The 21,179-nt window shown below is 67.1% G+C and carries 23 protein-coding genes; 11 read left to right on the top strand and 12 right to left on the bottom strand.

All coding sequences use genetic code 11. From position 1 onward, the window contains the following. Positions 1–39: 39 nt before the first annotated feature. From H074_RS35375 to H074_RS35365, 3 genes are read right to left on the bottom strand one after another with little or no spacing between them, the layout of a single operon-like run. Positions 40–2,073 carry an ABC transporter ATP-binding protein gene (locus H074_RS35375; protein WP_007034901.1) on the bottom strand — a complete coding sequence of 678 codons (2,034 nt, stop codon included), beginning with the start codon at positions 2,071–2,073 and terminating at the stop codon, positions 40–42. After that, a complete protein-coding gene (locus H074_RS35370) occupies positions 2,073–3,806 on the bottom strand; it encodes an ABC transporter ATP-binding protein (protein WP_007034900.1) in 1,734 nt (577 codons plus the stop codon). The genes H074_RS35375 and H074_RS35370 overlap by 1 nt, the downstream gene beginning before the upstream one ends. 30 nt (positions 3,807–3,836) lie before the next feature. After that, entirely contained in the window at positions 3,837–4,484 is a 648-nt protein-coding gene (locus H074_RS35365) for a TetR/AcrR family transcriptional regulator (RefSeq protein ID WP_007034899.1), read from the bottom strand. Between the two features lie 272 nt (positions 4,485–4,756). Between H074_RS35365 and H074_RS35360 the strand changes: the two genes are divergently transcribed. The 7 genes from H074_RS35360 (at position 4,757) to H074_RS35330 (ending at position 10,255) form a co-directional block, all read left to right on the top strand. Further along, a complete protein-coding gene (locus H074_RS35360; RefSeq protein WP_007034898.1) occupies positions 4,757–5,989 on the top strand; it encodes a sensor histidine kinase in 1,233 nt (410 codons plus the stop codon). After that, on the top strand, positions 5,986–6,420 hold the full coding sequence (locus H074_RS35355; protein ID WP_005159022.1) for a roadblock/LC7 domain-containing protein: 435 nt from the start codon (positions 5,986–5,988) through the stop codon (positions 6,418–6,420). Before H074_RS35360 ends, H074_RS35355 begins: the two co-directional genes overlap by 4 nt. Positions 6,421–6,439: 19 nt before the next feature. Next, a complete protein-coding gene (locus H074_RS35350; RefSeq protein ID WP_007034897.1) occupies positions 6,440–6,823 on the top strand; it encodes a DUF742 domain-containing protein in 384 nt (127 codons plus the stop codon). Continuing rightward, positions 6,798–7,454 (top strand): GTP-binding protein, encoded by a 657-nt coding sequence (locus H074_RS35345; RefSeq protein WP_007034896.1) that lies wholly within the window; start codon positions 6,798–6,800, stop codon positions 7,452–7,454. The genes H074_RS35350 and H074_RS35345 overlap by 26 nt, the downstream gene beginning before the upstream one ends. 25 nt (positions 7,455–7,479) lie before the next feature. Continuing rightward, positions 7,480–8,706, top strand: a complete 1,227-nt coding sequence (locus tag H074_RS35340) for a styrene monooxygenase/indole monooxygenase family protein (protein ID WP_007034895.1) — start codon at positions 7,480–7,482, stop codon at positions 8,704–8,706. A 118-nt stretch (positions 8,707–8,824) separates the two neighbouring features. Beyond that, positions 8,825–9,679 (top strand): non-homologous end joining protein Ku, encoded by an 855-nt coding sequence (gene ku / locus H074_RS35335; RefSeq protein ID WP_007034894.1) that lies wholly within the window; start codon positions 8,825–8,827, stop codon positions 9,677–9,679. A 363-nt stretch (positions 9,680–10,042) separates the two neighbouring features. Next, positions 10,043–10,255: a hypothetical protein gene (locus tag H074_RS35330; RefSeq protein ID WP_007034893.1), complete on the top strand. Its 213-nt coding sequence runs from the start codon at positions 10,043–10,045 to the stop codon at positions 10,253–10,255. 157 nt (positions 10,256–10,412) lie between these two features. Here the strand turns inward: H074_RS35330 and H074_RS35325 are convergent, their stop codons facing one another. The 6 genes from H074_RS35325 to H074_RS35305 form a co-directional block, all read right to left on the bottom strand. Beyond that, the gene (locus H074_RS35325; RefSeq protein ID WP_007034892.1) at positions 10,413–10,634 is read right to left on the bottom strand and encodes a DUF2795 domain-containing protein; all 222 of its coding nucleotides are present in this window, start codon (positions 10,632–10,634) and stop codon (positions 10,413–10,415) included. 148 nt (positions 10,635–10,782) lie between these two features. After that, positions 10,783–10,938, bottom strand: coding sequence for a DUF6131 family protein (locus tag H074_RS41215; protein ID WP_007034891.1), 156 nt, complete (start codon positions 10,936–10,938; stop codon positions 10,783–10,785). Between the two features lie 215 nt (positions 10,939–11,153). Next, complete coding sequence (gene ahcY, locus H074_RS35320) at positions 11,154–12,629, bottom strand: adenosylhomocysteinase (protein ID WP_007034890.1); 1,476 nt, start codon at positions 12,627–12,629, stop codon at positions 11,154–11,156. Between the two features lie 248 nt (positions 12,630–12,877). After that, a complete protein-coding gene (locus H074_RS35315; RefSeq protein WP_007034889.1) occupies positions 12,878–13,930 on the bottom strand; it encodes a DNA polymerase IV in 1,053 nt (350 codons plus the stop codon). A gap of 5 nt (positions 13,931–13,935) precedes the next feature. Continuing rightward, positions 13,936–14,361, bottom strand: a complete 426-nt coding sequence (locus tag H074_RS35310; protein WP_007034888.1) for a YciI family protein — start codon at positions 14,359–14,361, stop codon at positions 13,936–13,938. A 62-nt stretch (positions 14,362–14,423) separates the two neighbouring features. Then, the gene (locus H074_RS35305) at positions 14,424–14,690 is read right to left on the bottom strand and encodes a DUF3040 domain-containing protein (RefSeq protein ID WP_007034887.1); all 267 of its coding nucleotides are present in this window, start codon (positions 14,688–14,690) and stop codon (positions 14,424–14,426) included. A 255-nt stretch (positions 14,691–14,945) separates the two neighbouring features. Between H074_RS35305 and H074_RS35300 the strand changes: the two genes are divergently transcribed. Beyond that, positions 14,946–16,004 carry a cobalamin-independent methionine synthase II family protein gene (locus H074_RS35300; protein ID WP_007034886.1) on the top strand — a complete coding sequence of 353 codons (1,059 nt, stop codon included), beginning with the start codon at positions 14,946–14,948 and terminating at the stop codon, positions 16,002–16,004. Between the two features lie 23 nt (positions 16,005–16,027). Here the strand turns inward: H074_RS35300 and H074_RS35295 are convergent, their stop codons facing one another. Genes H074_RS35295 through H074_RS42420 form a run of 3 tightly spaced genes read right to left on the bottom strand, consistent with a single transcriptional unit; the run spans position 16,028 to position 17,611 of the window. Beyond that, the gene (locus tag H074_RS35295; protein ID WP_007034885.1) at positions 16,028–16,654 is read right to left on the bottom strand and encodes a LysE family translocator; all 627 of its coding nucleotides are present in this window, start codon (positions 16,652–16,654) and stop codon (positions 16,028–16,030) included. Positions 16,655–16,663: 9 nt separating this feature from the next. Then, positions 16,664–17,218, bottom strand: a complete 555-nt coding sequence (locus tag H074_RS35290; protein ID WP_007034884.1) for a GNAT family N-acetyltransferase — start codon at positions 17,216–17,218, stop codon at positions 16,664–16,666. Positions 17,219–17,251: 33 nt separating this feature from the next. After that, positions 17,252–17,611 carry an epoxide hydrolase N-terminal domain-containing protein gene (locus tag H074_RS42420; protein WP_420805412.1) on the bottom strand — a complete coding sequence of 120 codons (360 nt, stop codon included), beginning with the start codon at positions 17,609–17,611 and terminating at the stop codon, positions 17,252–17,254. Between the two features lie 101 nt (positions 17,612–17,712). Here H074_RS42420 and H074_RS35285 point away from each other — a divergent pair, with 101 nt between their 5' ends. Genes H074_RS35285 through gcl form a run of 3 tightly spaced genes read left to right on the top strand, consistent with a single transcriptional unit; the run spans position 17,713 to position 21,122 of the window. Continuing rightward, positions 17,713–18,540, top strand: coding sequence for a hydroxypyruvate isomerase family protein (locus tag H074_RS35285; RefSeq protein WP_007034883.1), 828 nt, complete (start codon positions 17,713–17,715; stop codon positions 18,538–18,540). Next, positions 18,537–19,424: an NAD(P)-dependent oxidoreductase gene (locus H074_RS35280; RefSeq protein ID WP_007034882.1), complete on the top strand. Its 888-nt coding sequence runs from the start codon at positions 18,537–18,539 to the stop codon at positions 19,422–19,424. The genes H074_RS35285 and H074_RS35280 overlap by 4 nt, the downstream gene beginning before the upstream one ends. A gap of 3 nt (positions 19,425–19,427) precedes the next feature. After that, positions 19,428–21,122 (top strand): glyoxylate carboligase, encoded by a 1,695-nt coding sequence (gene gcl / locus H074_RS35275; protein WP_083920549.1) that lies wholly within the window; start codon positions 19,428–19,430, stop codon positions 21,120–21,122. Positions 21,123–21,179 lie beyond the last annotated feature (57 nt).

Here is a 21,179-nt window from a genome sequence, read left to right as displayed (position 1 = left end):
CGGTAAAAGTAGGGAAAGGGGCCTTCGCACCGATACGGTTCAGTCGGTTTCGGCCAGCGCCTCCGCGAACTGGGCGGCGTAGAGCCGCGAGTACGCACCCCCGGTGAGCAGCAGCGTTTCGTGGTCGCCCTGTTCGACGATCGACCCGTTCTCCATCACCAGGATGACGTCCGCGTCGCGGATGGTGGAGAGCCGGTGCGCGATGACGAAACTCGTCCGCCCTTCGCGCAGTGAATTCATCGCCCGCTGGATCAGCACCTCGGTCCGCGTGTCGACGGAACTGGTGGCCTCGTCGAGGATGAGGATCGCGGGCTTCGCCAGGAACGCCCGTGCGACGGTGATCAGCTGTTTCTCACCGGCGCTCACCGTGCCGCCCTCGTCGTCGATCACCGTGTCGTAGCCGTCCGGAAGGGTGCGGACGAACCGGTCGACGTGGGTCGCCTTGGCCGCCGCCACGATCTCCTCGTGCGTCGCGCCCGCGGAACCGTAGGCGATGTTCTCCGCGATGGTGCCACCGAACAGCCACGCGTCCTGCAGCACCATGCCGGTCTTGGACCGCAGATCCTCGCGGTCCATCCCGGCGATGTCGACTCCGTCGAGGGTGATCCTGCCGCCGTCGAGTTCGTAGAACCGCATGAGCAGGTTGACCAGCGTGGTCTTCCCCGCGCCGGTCGGGCCGACGATGGCGACGGTGTGCCCCGGTTCGACGGTGAGTGACAGATCCTCGATGAGCGGCGTGTCCTCGGCGTACCGGAACGACACGTGCTCGAACTCGACTTGACCCCGCACGTTCCCGACCCGTGCGGGTTCGGCGGGCTCGGGCTCCTGCTCGTCCGCGTCGAGCAACGCGAAGACGCGCTCCGCGGACGCGATCCCTGACTGCAGCAGGTTCGCCATGCTGGCGATCTGCGTCACCGGCTGGCTGAACTGTCGCGAGTACTGGATGAACGCCTGGACATCGCCGAGTGACAGCGTCCCGGACGCCACCCGAAGCGCGCCGATCACGGCCACCAGCACGTAGCTCAGGTTGCCGATGAACATCATCGCGGGCTGGATGGTGCCCGAGATGAACTGCGCCTTGAAGCTGGCGCCGTAGAGCGTGTCGTTGTGCTCGCGGAAGACCTCCTCGGCCTCCTCGCGGCGGCCGAACACCTTGACCAGCGAGTGCCCGGTGTACATCTCCTCGATATGCGCGTTGAGCCGTCCGGTGGTGGACCACTGCTTGATGAACTGGGGCTGCGCCTTCTTGCCGATCTTGGCCGCGACGATCACCGGAGCCGGCACCGAAAGCAGCGCGACCAGCGCCAGCACCGGCGAGATGAGGAACATCATCACGAGCACGCCGATGACCATCAGCAGCGACGACACGATCTGAGCGAGGGTCTGCTGCAGCGACAGCGCGAGGTTGTCGATGTCGTTGGTCGCGCGGCTCAGCACCTCACCGCGCGGCTGGCGGTCGAAGTAGCTCAGCGGGAGCTTGGCGAACTTCGCCTCGATCTGTTCCCGCAGTTCGAACACCGCCCGTTGGACCAGGTTCGTGGTCAGCCGCGCTTGCAGGAGCGCGAAGAACGACGCCACGATGTAGAGCAGCAGCACCCACATCAGGACCTGGCCGACGGCGTCGATGTCGATGCGCTGGCCCGGTACGAAGTCGATCCCCGAGTACAGGTCGGCGACTGTGTTGTTGCCTTCCGCCCGCAGCCCGGCGATGACCGCTTCCTTGCTGACCCCCGGTGGCATGTCCTTCGCGACGACGCCCGCGAAGATGAGGTCCGTCGCCATGCCGAGGATCTTCGGGCCGATGACGCTCAGCGTGACGCTGGCGATGCCGAAGACCAGGATCCCGTACAGCAAGGCGCGCTGCGGTTTCAGCAGGCCCAACAGCCGTTTGAAGGATCCCTTGAAGTCGAGGGCCTTTTCGGCGGGCTGGCCGCCCATGAAGGCACCGGGACCGCGGCCGAAACCGCCTCCGCCGGGTCCGGGGCCGCGGGCCGCGCTCGCACGCTCACCCAGCGGTTTGGCCGGAGGGCTCGAAGTGTCCGAAGTGGACTCTGTGGATTCGGGCGCGCTCATCAGGCGGCCTCCTGCTCGGTCAGCTGGGACAGCACGATTTCCCGGTAGGTTTCATTGCCGTCCATGAGTTCGGTATGGGTGCCGCTGCCGACGACACGGCCTTCGTCGAGGACGACGATGCGATCGGCGTGGCGGATCGTGCTGACCCGCTGCGCGACGATGATCACGGTCGCCTCGGCGGTCTCGGCCACGAGCGCCCGCCGCAGCGCGGCGTCGGTCGCGTAGTCGAGCGCGGAGAAAGAGTCGTCGAAGAGGTAGATCTCGGGGCGTCGCACCAGCATCCGCGCGATCGCGAGCCGCTGCCGCTGCCCACCCGAGACATTGGTCCCGCCCTGGGCGATGGGGGAGTTCAGCCCCTCGGGCATCCGTTCGACGAAGTCCTTGCCCTGTGCCACTTCCAGCGCGTGCCACAGTTCCTCGTCGGTGGCGTCGGCCTTGCCGTAGCGAAGGTTGCTCGCGACCGTCCCGGCGAACAGGTACGGTTTCTGCGGCACCAGCCCGACGGCGTCGGACAGCACGGTCGGATCCAGTTCCCGGACGTCGACGCCGTCGACGCGCACCGAGCCGTCGGTGGCGTCCATCAGCCGGGGGATCAGGTTGAGCAGCGTGGTCTTCCCGCTGCCCGTGCTGCCGATGATCGCGGTCGTCTCGCCTGGCCTGGCCAGCAGCGAGATCTCCTGCAGCACCGGTTTCTCCGCGCCGGGGTAACGGAATTCCACATCGGACAGTTCGAGCCGTCCGCGTACCTCACCTGGGCTGACCGGGTTCGCGGGAAGGACGACGCTGGTGTGCGTGTCGAGTACCTCGGTGATGCGCTCGGCGCTGACCTCGGCACGGGGCACCATCATGAACATGAAGGTGGCCATCATGACCGCCATCAGGATCTGCATCAGGTAGGACAGGAACGCGGTCAGCGCGCCGATCTGCATGCTGCCGTCGTCGATGCGCAAGCCGCCGAACCACAGCACGGCGACGCTGGAGGCGTTCATCACGAGCATGACGATGGGGAACATCAGCGCCATGAGCCTGCCGACGATGAGGGAGACGTCCAGCAGTTCGGTGTTCGCCTTGGTGAACCGGCGGCGCTCGTGGGTGTCCTTGACGAAGGCGCGGATCACGCGGATACCCATGATCTGCTCGCGCAGGATCTGGTTGATCTTGTCGATACGCTCCTGCATCAGCCGGAACGCCGGCCGCATCTTCGCGATGATGATCCCGACCGAAACGCCGAGGATCGGCACCACGACCACGAGCAGCCAGGAGAGGGTGACGTCCTGGTTCAGCGCCATGACGATGCCGCCGAAGCACATGATCGGCGCGGACACCATCAGGGTGAACGCCATCAACGTCAGCATCTGCACCTGCTGGACGTCGTTGGTGGTGCGGGTGATCAGCGACGGCGTCCCGAACTGGCCGACTTCGCGAGCGGAGAAATCCTGGACCCGGTGGAAGATCGCGCCGCGGACGTCGCGGCCGACCGCCATCGCGGTGCGGGCGCCGAAGTAGACGGCGCCGATCGAGCAGGCGATCTGGACCAGCGACACGAGCAGCATGACGCCGCCGACGCCGAGGATGTAGTCGATGTCGCCCTTGACCACGCCGTGGTCGATGATGTCGGCGTTCAGCGTGGGCAAGTAAAGCCCGGCGAGGGTCTGGACGAACTGCAGCAGGACGATCAGCCACAGTTCTCGCCGGTACGGGCGCAGGTGAATGCGCAACAGCTTCGTCAGCACAACGGTTTCTCCCCAGTGGTGGGTAGGGTGTTACTGCTTCTTCGGTTTCTTCACCGGTTCGGGTCCGGTGAGGGACGGGATGCCCGCGGCGGCCTCGCGCAGAAGGACGGAGACCGTCTCGAGGAACGGCTCGGTACCCTCGTTCATCAGCCAGTTGAAGAAAGCCGTCTTCACGGCGGACTCCACGATGGCCGCCATCAGCCGCGCGTTCAATGCATTTTCGGGGCCGGCTCCCGCTCGTTCCAGGATCCCCTCCGCCAGCACCCGTTCGACGGTGGCGTGCGCCTTGAGGAATTCGCCGTGCACCGACGGGTGCAGGATCATCGACCGGGCGATCTTCACCGTGTCGCGGTTCGGCTCTCCGTCACGGCCGTAGGTCTCCAGTGTCGCCGCGCTGACGGCTTCCCACAGCGGCTCCTCCGGGGGCCTGTCACGCAGGGCTTCCAGCACCTGTTCCTGCCGTTCGACGATGAACGAGCAGATCGCCTCCTCCTTACTGGAGAAGTAGTTGTTGAACGTGCGCGGGGAGACGCCGACGGCGTTGGCGATGTCCTCGACGCGGACCTGTTCGACGCCTTTCTCCGCGGCGAGTTTGAGCGCTGCCTCGCTCATGGCGCGACGGGCCGCGCGCTTCTTGCGTTCGCGCAGTCCCAGCGGCGCGGTCGGGTCGAGGGCCATGCCGATCAGCTTAGGCAAAAGTTGCGTGCCACGCAAATTTATGCGCAGTCCGCACTTTTCGGACATCCCGGTGGTGTAGAACACTCAAGATGCAGCCGAATGGTCTAACGCGCGTCGCTCACCAGGCGTAACGCGTTCGTGACCAGGTCACTGCAGGCGGTTGATCAGAAACCGACTGTGGACACGGATAGTGACTTCTGCTTGCATGATCGCCGTTGTGCTGGGGAGTGCGACACGGGTCCGGGTATGCGAAGAGAAAGAAGTGGAAGCACATGGTGACGCGGGCTCGAGGCTTGCTTGACCGCTCACGGGTTCTTCTGGACCGTTCCAGGGTCGCCGCGGCGCAGTTCCTCGCCGCGCCACCCCGGCACGCTCCGTCGGCGGCACCGGCCGAACCGGAGGTGGAGCAGAGGCCCGCCGTGGACGCGCCGGACGCCGGCGCGCTCGCCGGCGTCTGCTCCAACGTCGCGCTGCGCGACCTCAATCTGCTCGACCAGCTGCTAGCGCAGCTGGAGACGATGGAGGCGGGGGAGGAGAACTCCGACCGCCTCGCCGAGCTCTACCGGCTCGACCACCTCGCGACCCGGTTGCGGCGCAACGCCGAGAACCTGCGCGTGCTCGCCGGCCGGGACGCCGACGACACCGCTGCCGGGATCTCGTCCGTGCTCGACGTGATGCGGGCCGCGATGTCGTCGATCGACCACTACTCGCGGATCACGATCGGCCGCGTCGTTTCGCTCGGTGTCGTCGGCTTCGCCGCCGAAGACGTCAGCCGGATCCTCGCGGAACTGTTCGACAACGCGGCGAACCAGTCGTCGCCGAGCTCGCCGGTCAGCGTCAGCGCGCACCTCACCGAACAGGGGAGCGTGCTGATCCGCATCGAGGACGAGGGCATCGGCATGCCGCCCGACCGCCTCACGGCACTGAACGAGCGGCTCGCCGCCGGTCCGGTACTCGACGACGATTCGGTGCGGCACATGGGACTCGCCGTTGTCGGCAGGCTCGCCGACCGGCACGAGATCACCGTCAAGCTCGACCGCCGAACCCCGCACGGCACGGTCGCCACGGTGCTGCTGCCGGTCCCGGTGGTCTCGGAACTGGCCGAGAAGCAGTGGTCCGGTTCGCAGACCGTCGTGCTGCCGCAGGCCAGGATCACCAACGGAGCGTCCGTGGGCAACCCTGTCGCGACGCCGTCCGGGCTGCCGAGGCGCCGCCCGGCTCCTTCCCCGGCTCCTTCCCCGGAACCGGAACGGAAACCCGATCCGCGTCCGCGCACGGCCTTCCAGCCGCCCGCCGACGGCGGTACCACGGCCAGCGGCCTTCCGCGCCGGGTTTCCCGCAGTATCAGGACTTTGCCAGACGAACCGGCCCCGCCCACCACCCCGCCCGCCGACGCGGCGGACGGACACGAGGCGCTGTTGGCCGACCTCGATGCCTTCACCGACGGCGAGCGTGCCGCCCTCGACGACCGGCACGAGCGTGAGACCGGAGGAAACACCCAGTGACCGCCCAGGACGCGACCACGGATTTCACGTGGCTGCTCGACGACTTCGTGCGCAAGGTGCACGGAGCCAGCCATGCGCTGATCATGTCCGTCGACGGTTTCCCTTTGACCGCCTCGGAATCGGTGTCCAGTGACGACGCCGAGCAGCTCGCGGCCATCGCCAGCGGCCTGCTCAGCCTCGCGGGTAACAGCGCCGCGCTGTTCGGCAAGGGCAACTGCGAACAGATCATCATCCGGCTCACCCGCGGGTACTTCCTGTTCATGGGGATCGGTGCCGAGGCGGGGCTCGCGGTGCTCACCGAACCGGACTGCGACATGAAGGTCGTCGCCTACGAGATGACCCAGTTCATCACCAACGCCGGTCACGCCCTCACCCCCGAGGTGCGAGCGGGACTCCGGCAGGTCTTGACCGCCCGACGGCCGCAGGCCTGAGAATCCGGAGAAGGAAGGGATGACCGTGTCCAGCGACCGATCTCCGGACCGGCCCGTCAAGATGCGCAGCCGCCGAATCCGGCCGTACGCGCTGACCGGTGGCCGTACCAAGAGCAGCCAGCTGCTGCTGGTGGAGACCCTGATCTCTGTCCCGCGTTACGACCCGTCGCTGGCCGAGGCGCTGATGCCCGAATCGCGCTCGCTGTACGAGCGCGCCCGCGAACGCTCGTCGATCGCCGAGCTTTCGGTGGGACTGGATCTGCCCTTGGGCGTGGTCCGGGTGCTCATCGGCGACCTCGCCACCCAGGGTGCCGTCTTCGTGCACCCGACGGCCCACGCCTACAACCACGATACGAACGTGCTCGAGAGGATCCTCGATGGACTCAAGCGCCTCCCGGTCTGACGCCGATCTTTTGGCGATTTCCGCCAAGATCGTGGTCGCCGGTGGATTCGGCGTGGGCAAGACGACGTTCGTCGGCTCCGTCTCCGAGGTCCCGCCGCTGAGCAACGAGGCCTGGATGACCGAGGCCGGCGCCGAGGTCGACGAGCTGGTGCCGCCCGGAACCAAATCCACCACCACGGTCGCGATGGACTTCGGCCGGATCACCCTGCGTGAAGACCTGCTCCTGTACCTGTTCGGCACCCCCGGACAGGCTCGGTTCTGGTTCCTCTGGGACGACCTCTCGCGCGGAGCGCTCGGCGCCGTCGTGCTGGTCGACACCAGCCGGATCGACCAGTCGTTCGCCGCGATCAACTACTTCGAGAACGACTCCGAGCTGCCGTTCATCGTCGCGGTCAACCAGTTCGAGGGGATGCCGGTGCACGACCTCGAAGAGGTCCGCGACGCACTGGCGTTGTCGCCGGACATCCCGCTGGTCACCTGCGACGCCCGCGACCCGAAGTCGGCGGTCGCGACGCTGCGGGAACTGGTGTCGCACACGCTGTCCCTCGCGGTGGTCTCCGGGCCTGGCCGCCGCCCCGAAGCACGTTTTTCCGCTGAGGGGCCATCAACTCCGTACGCTTCACTCAGCTGAACCGTTTCCAGGAGGAACGTCGAGGATGCGCAAGGTTCTGATCGTCGGTGCCGGGCAGTCGGGGTTGCAACTGGCCTTGAGCCTGCTGGACCACGACTACGACGTCACGGTGATGTCGGCGCGGACGCCGGACGAGATCCGGTCCGGCAAGGTGATGTCGACCCAGTGCATGTTCCACTCCGCTCTGCAGCACGAGCGTGACCACAAGCTGAACCTGTGGGAGGACGAGACCGTCCGGGTCGAGGGACTCGGCGTGTCCATCGCCGGCCCGGACTCCAGCCGCGTGCTGGACTGGTTCTCGCCGCTGGAGCACTACGCGCAGTCGGTCGACCAGCGGGTGAAGATGGCGGCGTGGCTGGAACTGGTGGAGGACCGCGGCGGCAAGGTCGTCATCCACGGCGTCACCACCTCGGATCTCGCGCCGCTGGCGAAGCTCTACGACCTCGTCGTCATCGCGGCGGGCAAGGGTGAGCTGGTCCAGCTCTTCGACCGGATCCCGGAGCGCTCGCCGTACACCGAGCCCCAGCGCGCGCTCTCGCTGGCCTACGTGCACGGCATGGAGCCCCGGCCCGAGCACCCGGACAAGGCGGCGGTGCGGTTCAACATCATCCCGGGCGTGGGGGAGCTGTTCATGATCCCCGCGTACACGCTGAGCGGGAACTGCGACATCCTGTTCTTCGAGGGCATCCCCGGCGGCCCGCTCGACTGCTGGAGTGACCGGCCGTCGCCGCAGCAGCATCTCGACCGGATCCTGTCGCTGATGAAGCAGTTCCTCCCGTGGGAGTACGAGCGTTCGCGGAATGTCGTGCTGACCGACGACAAGGCGACCCTGGCCGGCGGGTACACCCCGGTCGTGCGGAACGCGGTCGGCAAGCTGCCGTCCGGGACCGCGGTGCTCGGCATGGCCGACGTCGTGGTGGCCAACGACCCGATCACCGGTCAGGGCTCCAACAACGCGAGCCACTGCGCGGCGTCCTATCTGGACTCGATCCTCGAACGCGGGGACAAGCCGTTCGACGAGGAGTGGATGACGGCGTCGTTCGACAGGTACTGGGAGTACGCCCAGCACGTGACGACCTGGACCAACGCGATGCTGCAGCCGCCGCCTCCGCACGTGCTCCAGATCATCGGCGCGGCGGGGGAGAAGCCCGCCGTGGCGAGGCGGTTCGCGAACGGGTTCTCCGATCCGACCGACTTCCAGCACTGGTTCTTCGATCCCGCGAAAGCGGAGAAGTTCCTGGCCGAAGCCTGATTCGAGAACCGTGACGGTCCCGCGATCGGGTTCGCGGGACTGTCGCGGTGAGCCGTTTCGGGCTACGGTGGTCACCGTGCGTGAGTACTGCGGGTGACGTCGGCGGAGGTGCGGCTCGATGCGTTCGATGTGGAAGGGCTCGGTGTCCTTCGGGCTGGTGAGCATTCCGATCCAGCTCTACGCGGCCACCGAGAACAAGAACGTCTCGCTGCGCCAGGTGCATGAGGCCGACGGTGGCCGCATCCAGTACAAGCGGTTCTGCACGATCGACGGCGAGGAAGTGCCCTACGCCGAGATCGCCAAGGGCTACGAACTGCCCGACGGCGAGATGGTCGTGCTCACCGACGAGGACATGTCCGAACTGCCGCTGGCGTCGTCGCGGGCGATCGACGTGCTCGAGTTCGTCCCGCTGGAGTCCATCGACCCGATCCACTTCGACAAGACCTACTATCTCGAACCGCAGAAGAACGCCGTCAAGCCGTACGTGGTCCTGCGTGACGCGCTGCAGAAGGCGAGTCACGTGGCGATCGCGAAGGTCGCCATCCGGCAGCGGGAGACGCTCGCGATCCTGCGGGTGCACAGCGACGTCCTGATGATGACGACGATGCTGTGGCCCGACGAGGTCCGTGTCCCGGACTTCGGGTTCCTTCACGAGGATCCGCCGCAGGTGCGGCCGCAGGAGCTCACGATGGCGGGCTCGCTGATCGATTCGCTCTCGGAACCGATGTTCGAGCATGAGAAGTACACCGATTCCTACCGCGAGGCGCTGGAGGCCATGATCGAGGCCAAGGCCGCGGGGAATCAGACGACGAAACCGAAGGCCGTCGGCGCGAAGGCCGACGTCGTCGACCTCATGGAAGCCTTGCAGGCCAGCGTGAGCGAGGCGAAGAAGAGCCGGAAGCCTTCGACGGCCAAGAAGGCGACCGCGGCGAAGAAACCCGCGTCCGGCAAGCGAACCCCGAAGAGTGCCTGACTCTCCTTTGCGGACGGTTATTGAGGGGTAGGGCAAAGCCTCGGACGATGAGCGGGTCTCGAGCGCCTCGCCCGGGACGCTCATCGTCTCGAACGTGGCGCTCGGGACTCACGCCCATGGCCGCCGATACGGCACGCCACGGTTGCCCAGCCCCTCAATAACCGTCCTCACCACTCACGACCCCACGGGTGACCGGGGTCGTGGACAAGACAGGTTTGTCCTTCGTTCCACTGTGTCCGGTGTCGCTCCGCCGGGTGCCGCGACACACCGCGCGTATGCCAGGATCTGTCGTCCCTCGGTGGTAGTAAGGCACTAGAGGAGAACTTTTCCGAAGCGATCTTCGACCTGATCGCGGGAGGCGGCATGAACTTGGAGTGCGCGTTCTGCGCCGGCGGACTCGACCACTGCCACGGAACCCTGGTGGTCCACCTCGACGGGGGTTTCACCGAATGCAGTGAAGATGGCTGCGTCGACCTCGACTTCGCCCGGCACACGCTGACGATCGACTGTTTCGACGTCGACGGCGGCTGCTCGTGCGCGGAGGTGTCGGCTCAGCTGCTGCTGCGGGCTTCTTGACCGGCGGCCAATACACCAGTCCGGCCGGATTCGGGAGATCGTGACCGATTGCCACTCGAAGGTGTATGCGTTCGTGTACATCGCGGCCGGGAATGTGTTAACTATGACGGGGTCCTCCGGCTCTCCCTCCCCCTCGGAGCCGGGGGGCCCCTTCATGTCACGGTGCTTCCTTCGCGGTGTCGTGGATCGAAGCGCCTTCGCAGGCGCACACCGCGTCCCAGACGCCGTCTCCATCCGAGTAGTCACGCTCGGGAAGGGCGCCCAGCGGACCGAGAACCTCGTCGCCCGCTCCGGCCGCCGCGGCGGCCCGCAAGAGTTCGTCGCGTCCACACGGGTAGCTCGCCTCCGTCAAGTACGGGCGAGGGTCCGTCCCTGCCATCGGCTCTCCCTCCTTCTCCTCGTCCGAGGCGGATACCCGGCGAGCGGAAGGCGGAAACGGCCCGGGCGCCCGGCGTGAGGGGAACGCCGGGCGCCCGGGCTGTTTCAGCGCCGGTACCGGGGGCTCGGTACCGGTTTCGATCCGGTGCTCAGTACCAGTGGGCGCGACCGCCGATGGCCTTCCCGGTGTTCCCGAGAACGGCCAGGATGATGCCGATGACCGCCAACGCGATCCCGATCGAGTACAAGACGGGGATGCTGGCGATGACACCGACGACAATCAGGATGACGCCGAGAATGATCACGGGAACACCTTCTCCTTCGTAGTCGCCCGGTCCGAGTGCTACCGGGGTGTGGCTACGTAAGGGATTCCCGCCTTGATCGGCGGGAAACAGGTCCATCCGGCGGAAGTTTCCGACGCATTCGGCCTAGCGGGCAGGCAAACCCGCCGGACCGCATTGGGTCTCGTGAGTGGTCAGGACGGTCAGAACCGCCCTGACCACTCACGAGGCGGCAGACCTCAGTACCGGTAGTGGTCCAGCTTGTACGGACCCTCGACGTCCACGCCGATGTACTCGGCCTGGCGCTTGGTCAGCTTCGTCAGGCGGACGCCCAACGCGTCGAGGTGCAGGCGGGCCACCTTTTCGTCGAGGTGCTTGGGCAGCACGTGGACGTCGGTGGTGTACTCGCCCTGCTTCGTGAACAGCTCGATCTGCGCGATCGTCTGGTTGGTGAAGGAGTTCGACATCACGAAGCTCGGGTGACCGGTCGCGTTGCCGAGGTTCATCAGCCTGCCCTCGGACAGCACGATGATCGAGTGTGCCTCGCGGTCCGCCGTCGCGGGGAAGACCCACTCGTGCACCTGCGGCTTGACCTCGATCTTCTGGATGCCCGGGATCTTCGCGAGACCGGCCATGTCGATCTCGTTGTCGAAGTGCCCGACGTTCGCGACGATCGCGTTGTGCTTCATCTTGGCCATCTGGTCGGCCATGATGATGTCGAAGTTGCCGGTGGTGGTGATGAAGATGTCGCCGCGCTCGACGACATCGTCGAGTTCCACGACGTCGAGGCCCTCCATCGCCGCCTGCAGCGCGCAGATCGGGTCGATCTCGGTGACGACCACGCGGGCGCCCTGGCCGCGCAGCGATTCGACCGCGCCCTTGCCGACGTCGCCGTAGCCGCAGACGACCGCGACCTTGCCCGCGATCATCACGTCGGTGCCGCGGTTGAGACCGTCGATGAGCGAGTGGCGGATGCCGTACTTGTTGTCGAACTTCGACTTCGTCACCGAGTCGTTCACGTTCATCGCCGGGAACAGCAGCTCGCCTTCCTTGGCGAGCTTGTAGAGCCGCTTGACGCCGTTGGTGGTCTCCTCGGTGACCCCGCGGACCTCCTTGGCGATGCGGGTGAACCTGCCGGTGTCGCGGCCGAGGCTCTCGCGCAGGGTCTCCAGCACGAGGCCGTACTCCTCGCCGTCTTCCTCGGTCGCCTGCGGAACGGCCCCCGCGCCCTCGAACTCGACACCCTTGTGGATCAGCAGGGTCGCGTCGCCGCCGTCGTCCAGGACCATGTTCGGGACCCGGCCGTCACCGAAGTCGAAGAGCTGGTCGGTGCACCACCAGTATTCGGCGAGCGTCTCGCCCTTCCACGCGAAGACCGAAGAACCCGAGGGGTTCTCGACGGTGCCGTTCGGGCCGACGACGACGGCCGCGGCCGCCTCGTCCTGTGTGGAGAAGATGTTGCAGGACACCCAGCGCACCTCGGCGCCCAGTGCGACGAGCGTCTCGATCAGCACGGCGGTCTGGACGGTCATGTGCAGTGAACCCGCGACCCGCGCGCCCTTCAGCGGCTGCGAGTCGGCGTATTCGCGGCGCAGCGCCATCAAGCCGGGCATCTCGACCTCGGCGAGGCGCAGCTGCTTGCGGCCGGCCTCGGCCAAGGAGAGGTCGGCGACGGCGAATTCGATCCCGTTGACCTTGGACAGGGTGGGGCTCACTGGTTCTCCGATCATCAAGTAGGGCAGGGCAAAGCGGTCCTTCTCCGGTGGTGGGAAGGACGGAGTCGGTACGGGGTTCAGCGCGTGGCCTCGACGACGAAGGCCGGAAAAGGGTTCTGACGCAAGAAAGGCACCTCCACAGTGGGAGGCGCCCTTAAGTCTGTCGTAGCGGGCCGAGCGTGGCGGAAGAAATTCCGTCGCAGCGCCTCTCGACCCGGAACCAGAATGGCAAAACGCCGCGAGCGCTGTCAAGGCGACGTGGATCGCGCCGAGGGTGCGAGGAATTCGGCGCGGACGCCCAGCAGCCGGACCGGTCTGCCGAGTTCGAACATGCCGAGCACGGCCAGCGCCGCCTTCTCGATTTCGGCGGGGTCCGAGGTCGGTGCGGGCAGGGTCACGCTGTGTGTATGAGTCTGGAACGGTGCGAACCGGACCTTGACCGCGACCCGCGCGACGGGCCTGCCTTCCTCGTCGACGTCCTGCGAGACCCGTTTCGCCAGCGCGACGACCTCCGCGGCCATGGCCTCGGGATCGGTGAGGTTCTGCTGGAAGGTCGTCTCGCGGCCGCGGGATCGTGCGACGTAGGGCGTCGCGGTGACCTCGGCGTCGCCGAGTCCTCCGGCGAGGATCCGGTACCACGGGCCGAGCTTCGGGCCGAATCGCGCCGCGAGGTCCGCCGGATCGGCGCCCGCCAGTTCCAGGACGGTGCGATATCCGGCCTCGGCGAGCTTCTTCGTGGTCTTGGCGCCGATGCCCCAAAGCGCGTCCGTCGGCTTCTCGGCCATGATCTCCCACCAGTTGTCCTGGACGAGACGGAAGATCCCCGCCGGTTTGGCGAATCCGGTGGCGAGTTTGGCGCGCAGCTTGTTGTCCCCGATGCCGACCGAGCAGGACAGCCCGGTCTCTTCGGCTACCTCCCGCCGGAGGCCGGCGGCGAGTGCTTCGGGATCGTCGGTGGTGACGCCGAGGAACGCTTCGTCCCAGCCGAGCACCTCGACGACCACCGGGAAGTCCCGCAGGGTCGCCATCACCCGATCGGAGACTTCTTGGTACGCGGGTGCGTCCGTCGCCAGGAAGGTCGCGTCAGGACAGCGTTTCGCGGCGGTTCGCAACGGCATCCCGGACCGGATGCCGAATTCCCGCGCTTCGTACGACGCCGTCGCCACCACGGCGCGTTCGGACGGATCGCCCGTGCCGCCGACGACCACGGGCTTGCCACGCAGCTCAGGCCGCCGGGCGACCTCGACCGCCGCGATGAACTGGTCGAGGTCGACATGGAGCACCCACTCCCGGACGGCCATCCGGCCTAGGACCGTTCGGCGATCTCGTCGCGCATCCGCTGCTCGTTCTCCTGCAGTTCCGGCGTGAAGTTCTCGCCGAAATCCTCGGCTTCGAGGATCTTGCGGATCTCGAGCACGGTGTCGCCGTGCGGGGGAGTGGGACAGCGCTTCGCCCAATCGATCGCTTCGGCGCGCGAAGGCACATCAACGATCCAGAAGCCGCCGACGAGTTCCTTGGTTTCGGCGAACGGGCCGTCGGTGACGGTGGACCCGGCCGCGTTGAGCCTGACCCGTGCGCCCTTCGAACTCTCCTGCAGACCCTCGCCGCCCACCAGAATCCCGGCGTCGAGCATGTCCTGGTTGAACTTCGCCATCGCGGTCAAAGCCTCCATCGGCGGCATCCTCCCGGCTTCGGAATCCTCGTCCGCCTTGATGATGATCATGAACCGCATGCGTCTTCCTCCCAGTGAACCGGACGTATCGGCCGGACTCTACCGGCGCGCGGGGAAGATGATCAGTCGCGCCCGAACCGGGACAGATGCACGATCACCGCCATGGTCACGGTGATCATCCCGGTCAGCAACAGGGCCGGACTGCTCGCGACCATGCCCAGCAGCATCAACAGTCCCGCGGTGATGTCAAGACTCAAGACGACGGCCAGCCGGAGCAGGGGCGGCCGGGCGGGCCTGCCGGAGCTGAGCCGGGCGGCCAGCGCCGGCTCGGTGAGCTCGAACCAGCGCTCGATCTTTTGCAGTTCTTGCCGATCGTGATGGCTCAGCATCGGTTTCTCCTTGGGTACGCCCCGGCCGTCGACATCCACGGGATACCCAGGAGCAGTGCCGGAGAAGCATCGAATTTCGCCGTATGTCGTATAACGATCTATACGCCGTGGCGAAGAAAGATCCATATGTGTCGAATGGTTGCGCCATTAGGGGTTTCGGCACGATGAAAGATCGTCAAAGAGTGGAGGGCTCGGTAGTTTCCACGCTTGTGGCCAGGGTGGCCGCGGATTGCTCCATCTGGGAGGACGCGAGCGATGACCATACCCACCGAACCGATCGGCAGTATTCCCCGTCCTGGCTACCTCGTCGAAGCGCTCGGTGAGCACGCGGCCGGGCGGCTCGACGCCGACGGGCTCGGCGAGTTGCAGGAAAAGGCCCTTGTGGACACCATCAGACGTCTGGAGGAGACCGGCTCGCCGGTCATCACCGACGGGGAACAGGGCAAGCCGAGCTTTGCCACGTATCCTTTGGCGGGACTCACTTCGCTGGCGGCGGACGGTGTCGTCATCCCTTTCGCGGACGGGCACACCCGGCAACTCCCCAGGCTCACCGCCGGACCGTTCCGCTATCAGACCTACTCCGACACCTATCTGCGTGCGGCCAAGAAGCACGCGACCAAGCCGGTGAAGCAGGCGGTGATCGCGGCTTCGGCGATCAGTCTCGTCTATCCCGGTGAAGAATTGGCCGGATATGACAAAGAACAGTTCATCGCCGACCTGGTGAACGAGGCCGAGTCCGATATCCGCCGCAGTCTCGACGCGGGTGCCGACAGTGTTCAGATCGACTTCACGGAAGGCAGGTTGTCGCTGAAGCTCGATCCGTCCGGCGGGCTGTTGCAGTCTTTTGTGGACTTGAACAACGCCGTACTGGACCGGTTCTCCGAGGAGGAACGGAAGAAGATCGGTGTGCACACCTGTCCCGGTGGAGACCAGGATTCCGTGCACAGCCTCGACGTCGATTATGCCGGGCTGCTGCCGGCACTGTTCCAGCTGAAGGTGGGCAACGTCTACGTCCAGCTGGCCAGCGAGGCGGATCCCGAGCGGGCGTTGCGGGTGATCGCCGAGCATTCTCGCCCGGAACAGCGGATCTTCGTCGGCGTGACCGATCCGATCGACCCGCGCGTCGAAACCGCCGAAGAGGTACGGGACAGGGTTCTTCAGGCGGCTCGGTACCTCCCGCCGGACCGGCTGGGCACCTGTGACGACTGCGGCTTCTCGCCGTTCGCCGACGACACCTCGACGTCCCGGGACACCGCGTTCGCCAAGATCGCCGCCCGCGTGGAAGGTACGCGTCTCGCCGCCGAATCGCTCTGACGTCGTGTGATGGGCGCCCTCGGTCAGTTCTGGACCGCGACCCGGATGCCGAGTCCGACCAGGAAGGTGCCCATCACCGCGTCCATCGTGCGACGCACCCGGCCGGAGCCGAAGAACCTCCGCAGCGAACCGACCAGCGTCGCCAGGACGAAGGTCCAGACGACGGCCACCGTGGTGGCCAGCACCGCCAGCTGCAGGGTCTGCGCGGTCGAGGCCGAATGCGGGAGGAATTGGGGGACCAGCGCGAGAAAGAACATCGCGACCTTCGGGTTGAACAGGTTGGTGAGCAGTCCCTGCCGGAATGCCTCCTTGGGCACGACGACCGGCGCCACCTTGTCCTTGAGTTCGCTGTAGTCACCGCGGCGCACCGCCAGCCACGCCTTGACGCCGAGGAAGATCAGGTATGCGGCGCCGATCAGTTTCACCACGGTGAAGGCGATCGCCGACGCGGCGAGGATCGCCGCCACCCCGAGCGCGACCGCGACCACCCAGACGAAGACGCCGAGCGCGATGCCGAGTCCGGCGGCGATGCCGGCCCTGCGCCCGCCGAGGATCGCGCTGCGGGTCACCACCAGGAAATCCGGGCCCGGTGCCATCGCGCCGAGCAGGCAGATCAGGACGAACGAGAGTGCGGTAGCCCCGGAGATCATGCTTCGATGCTATCCGACATCGTCGATGCCCCTGGCCATCACAGCGCCCGGTACGTCGACACCGTCGGGCGTCGTCACCGTCACCCGTTCGACTTCGGTGAAGCCGAACGACAGGTACAGCGGGACACCGGGAAGGGTCGCGGTCAGTGTCAGTGAAGTGAAACCTTCGGCCTTCGCCGCGAGACGACAGGACTCGAGGATCGCGCGCCCGAGCCCGCGCCGCGTCCAGTCGCCGCGGACGAACATGGCGCGCACCCGCGCGGGCTCGGTGGCGGGATCGAGCGGACGGTCGTCGTCCGACGCGCCGCCGGAGCCCGCGTGTGTCTTGTTGCGCCTGCTCCAACCCCCGCACGCGACGATCTCGCCGTTCGCCTCGTGCACGAAGTAGGTGCCGTCTTCGATCAACCGGAGATCGAGGCGCGCGATGTGCTCCGCCGCGCTCGCGGTCTGCCGTTCGTCGTAGAACCGGGGGAACAACTCCAGCACAGAGGCCCGCATCAGCGCCGCGATGGCGGGCGCGTCGGCGAGGGTGGCCGTCCGCTGCGGCGGCGTAAACGTCGTCATGTCGCGGAAGATAACCAATGACGGCGATCCCGCCTATCGGATGATCCCGTGGTGATCACCGACGACGGACGTGAGCTGTGGACCTCGGCGACCGGCCGGGGCGAACCGATCCTGTGCTGCCATGGCGGCCCCGGCCTGACGTCGACGCCGTCCGTGAGCCCCGAGCGCCACGTTCGAGACGGTGAGCGTCCCGGGCGAGGCGCTCGAGACCCGCTCATCGTCGCCCGCGTCACCGCCGTGGAGGTAGCGGATGCCGAGCCCGTCGATCTCGGTCCGGCATTGAGGGAACGCGTTGAGCCGGGACTCGGCGGCCCGCCAGTCGTAGGCCTCCGCCCAGTAGGAGCAAGGGCGTGCTGTCCATGGCGGCCGACGCTGACGAGGGGGGCCGACAATTCCCGGTTCCCGGTATACCGCCCGTTGACCGAGGGCAGATCAGCGAGCTATTCTCGATATGCGAAAGAAAAATTCCGCAGAGCGAAATTGCTGAGGTTTCGATGGTCGATCTTCCCGGTTCGCGTCATGCGCTGCCCTATGTGCTGAACCTGTCGCTGGTCTTCACCGAGTTGCCGCTGCTCGACCGTGCGGAGGCGGCGCGCGCGGCGGGTTTCACCGCGGTCGAGTACTGGTGGCCGTTCGAGACGCCGATGCCGGACACCGCCGAGGTCGAGGCCTTCGTGGCGTCGGTCGAGCGGGCGGGTGTCGCGGTGACCGGACTGAACTTCTTTCCCGGCGACATGGCGGGTGGCGATCGCGGCCTGGTCAGCTGGCCCGGCCGCGAGGACGAGTTCGCCGCCGCGATCGCCGCCGCGATCGACCTCGGCGAGCGGCTCGGCTGCCGCCGGTTCAACGCGCTCTACGGCAACCGGATCGACGGCGCGGACCCGGCCGGGCAGGACAAGCTCGGCCTGTCGAATCTGGCGCTCGCGTCGGACGCGGCCGCGCGGATCGACGCGGAGATCGTCCTGGAGCCGTTGTCGGGGGCGGAGAAGTACCCGCTCAAGACCGCGGACGACGTACTGAAGGTGCTCGACGAACTCGGGCGGGACAACGTGAAGCTGCTGGCCGACCTGTACCACCTGGCGGTCAACGGTGACGACCTCGACACGGTCACGACCGTCCACACCGGACGGATCGGCCATGTGCAGATAGCCGATGCCCCAGGGCGCCACCAGCCGGGGACCGGAACGCTGGACATCGAGGGATACCTGGAAAAGCTGCAGACGGCGGGCTACCGCGGGCAGGTCGGCGTGGAGTACAAGCCCGACGGGCCGAGCGCGGATTCGCTGTCGTGGCTACCTTTCGAACGAAGGGGACTGGCATGACCAAGCTGGGATTCATCGGCCTGGGGATCATGGGCGGGCCGATGGCGGGACATCTCGTCGCCGCCGGTCACGAGGTGAGCGGATTCGACACGAACGCGGACGCGCTCGCGCGGCTGGAAGCCGCGGGCGGCCGGGCCGCGAACGGGGTGACGGACGCCGTGTCGGGCGCGGAGGTCGTCATCACCATGCTGCCGGACCACCCGCAGGTCGAGGCCGTCGTCCTGGCGGCGGGCGGGGCGCTGGAATCGGCGAAACCGGGCACCTTGCTGATCGACATGAGCACGATCCGGCCGGAGACCTCGGTCGCGGTGGCCGAGCGGGCCGGTGAACGGGAGATCCGCGTGCTGGACGCGCCCGTCTCCGGCGGTCAGGCCGGGGCGGAACAGGCTTCACTGTCCATTATGGTCGGCGGCGAGGACGAAGACTTCGCCGCCGCGCTCCCGATCCTGGAGTCGGTCGGCAAGACGATCGTCCACGTCGGACCGCACGGCGCCGGCCAGGTCGTCAAGGCCGCGAACCAGCTGGTGGTCGGCGGGACGTACGGACTGATCGCCGAAGCCATCGTGCTGCTCGAAGCCTCGGGCGTGGACGCCGGTGTCGGGCTGGACGTCCTCGCGGGCGGGCTGGCGGGCAGCCGGATCCTCGAGCTCAAGCGGAAGTCCATGGTGGCGAGGGAGTTCGCGCCGGGCTTCCGGATCGACCTGCACCACAAGGACATGGGCATCGCCCTCGCCGCCGCCAGGCAGGCGGACGTCGCGTTGCCGCTCACCGGGCTGGTTGCCCAACTCGTCGCCGCCGGACGGGCGATGGGACACGGCTCGCTCGATCACTCCGCCCTGCTGAAGGTCGTCGAAACGCTGTCCGGCGCGGAAAGCAAGGAGTGAGGAATGCCCAGAATCCCCGCCATGCAGGCCGTCGTCGACGTCCTGGTCAGTGAGGGCGTCGACACCGCGTTCGGCTGCCCCGGCGCCGCGATCCTCCCGCTGTACCACGCGATGCGGGACAGCGGGATCGAGCATCTGATCGTGCGCCACGAAGAGGGCGCGACCCATATGGCCGACGGCTGGGCGAGGACCACCGGCAACGTCGGTGTCGCGATCGGTACTTCCGGGCCCGCCGGGACGAACATGATCACCGGCCTCTACACCGCGCAGGCCGACTCGATCCCGATCCTGTGCGTCACCGGTCAGGCCGACTCACGGAAGCTGCACACCGAAGCGTTCCAGGCCGTCGACATCGTCGAGATCGCCAAGCCGGTGACGAAGTGGGCCGTGCAGGTCAAGGAGGCGGCCCAGCTGCCCTGGGTTTTCCGGGAGGCGTTCCGGATCGCGCGGTCCGGCCGCCCGGGCCCGGTGCTGATCGATCTGCCGATCGACGTCCAGCGGCAGGAGATCGAATGGGACTCCAGTATCGACTCGCCGCTGCCGGTCACCACGGCGACGCCGTCACCGGCGAGGGTCGAGCGTGCGCTGGATCTGCTGCTGGCCGCCGAACGGCCGCTGTTCCTCGCGGGCGGTGGTGTCGTGCTCGGCGACGCGAGCGACCGGCTGCGGACCGCGGCCGAACTGCTCGGTGTCCCGGTCGGCGTGACGTTGATGGGCAAGGGGACCTTCCCCGAGGACCACGAACTGTTCGCCGGCATGGCGGGCATCCAGACCTCGCAGCGATGGGCGAACGCGGCCTTCCTCGAAGCGGACCTGGTGGTGGCCCTCGGTGCGCGGTTCGGCGACCGGCACACCGGTGAACTCGACGTCTACCGCGGGAACCGGAAGTTCGTCCACGTCGACATCGAGCCGACGCAACTGGGCAAGGTGTTCGGGCCGGACCTCGGCATCGTGTCGGACACGGGTGCCTTCCTGGACGCGTTGATCGAGGCGGCGTCGAAGCGTTCCCCGACGCGGGATCGCGCGTGGCCGCGGCGGATCGGGGAACTCAGGAAGAGCCTGCCGCGACGCGAGGACTTCGAGGACACCCCCATCAAGGCGCCCCGGGTGTTCAAGGAGATCAACGAGTTCTACGGCGAGGACACCTACTTCGTCACCGCGATCGGCCTCTACCAGATCTGGTCCGGGCAGTTCCAGCGCGCGCACAAGCCGCGGCACTACCAGGTGTGCGGCCAGGCGGGCCCGCTCGGCTGGGAGATCCCGGCGGCGATCGGGGTCAAGAAGGCGAAACCGGAGGCCGAGGTCGTCGGCGTCGTCGGGGACTACTCGTTCCAGTTCCTGGTGGAGGAACTGGCGGTGGCCGCGCAGTACGACGTCGGATTCGTGCTGATCATGCTGAACAACGAGTACCTCGGGCTCATCCGGCAGGCCGAGACCGGCTACGGGATGAACGTCGAGGTCGACATCCACTACGACAAGATCGGTACGGACAATGTGAAGGTCATGGAGGCCTACGGCTGCTCCGGCACCCGCGTCACCGAGCCGGGCGAGATCCGGGCTTCGCTGGAGTGGGCGCGCGAGGAGGCCGGGCGGACGTCGCGGCCGGTGCTGGTGGAGATCATGATCGAACGCGAAGGGAACGCCGCGATGGGCAAGGCGCTCGACAGCGTCGTCGAGTTCGAGCCGATCGCGGGCTGACGACGGGCGCAAGAACTCGTGAGTGGTAAGGACGGGTAACTAGTCAGGTCCCCCGGG

Source organism: Amycolatopsis decaplanina DSM 44594 (assembly GCF_000342005.1).
Lineage (GTDB): Bacteria > Actinomycetota > Actinomycetes > Mycobacteriales > Pseudonocardiaceae > Amycolatopsis > Amycolatopsis decaplanina.
This window is presented reverse-complemented; position numbering and strand designations above follow the sequence as displayed.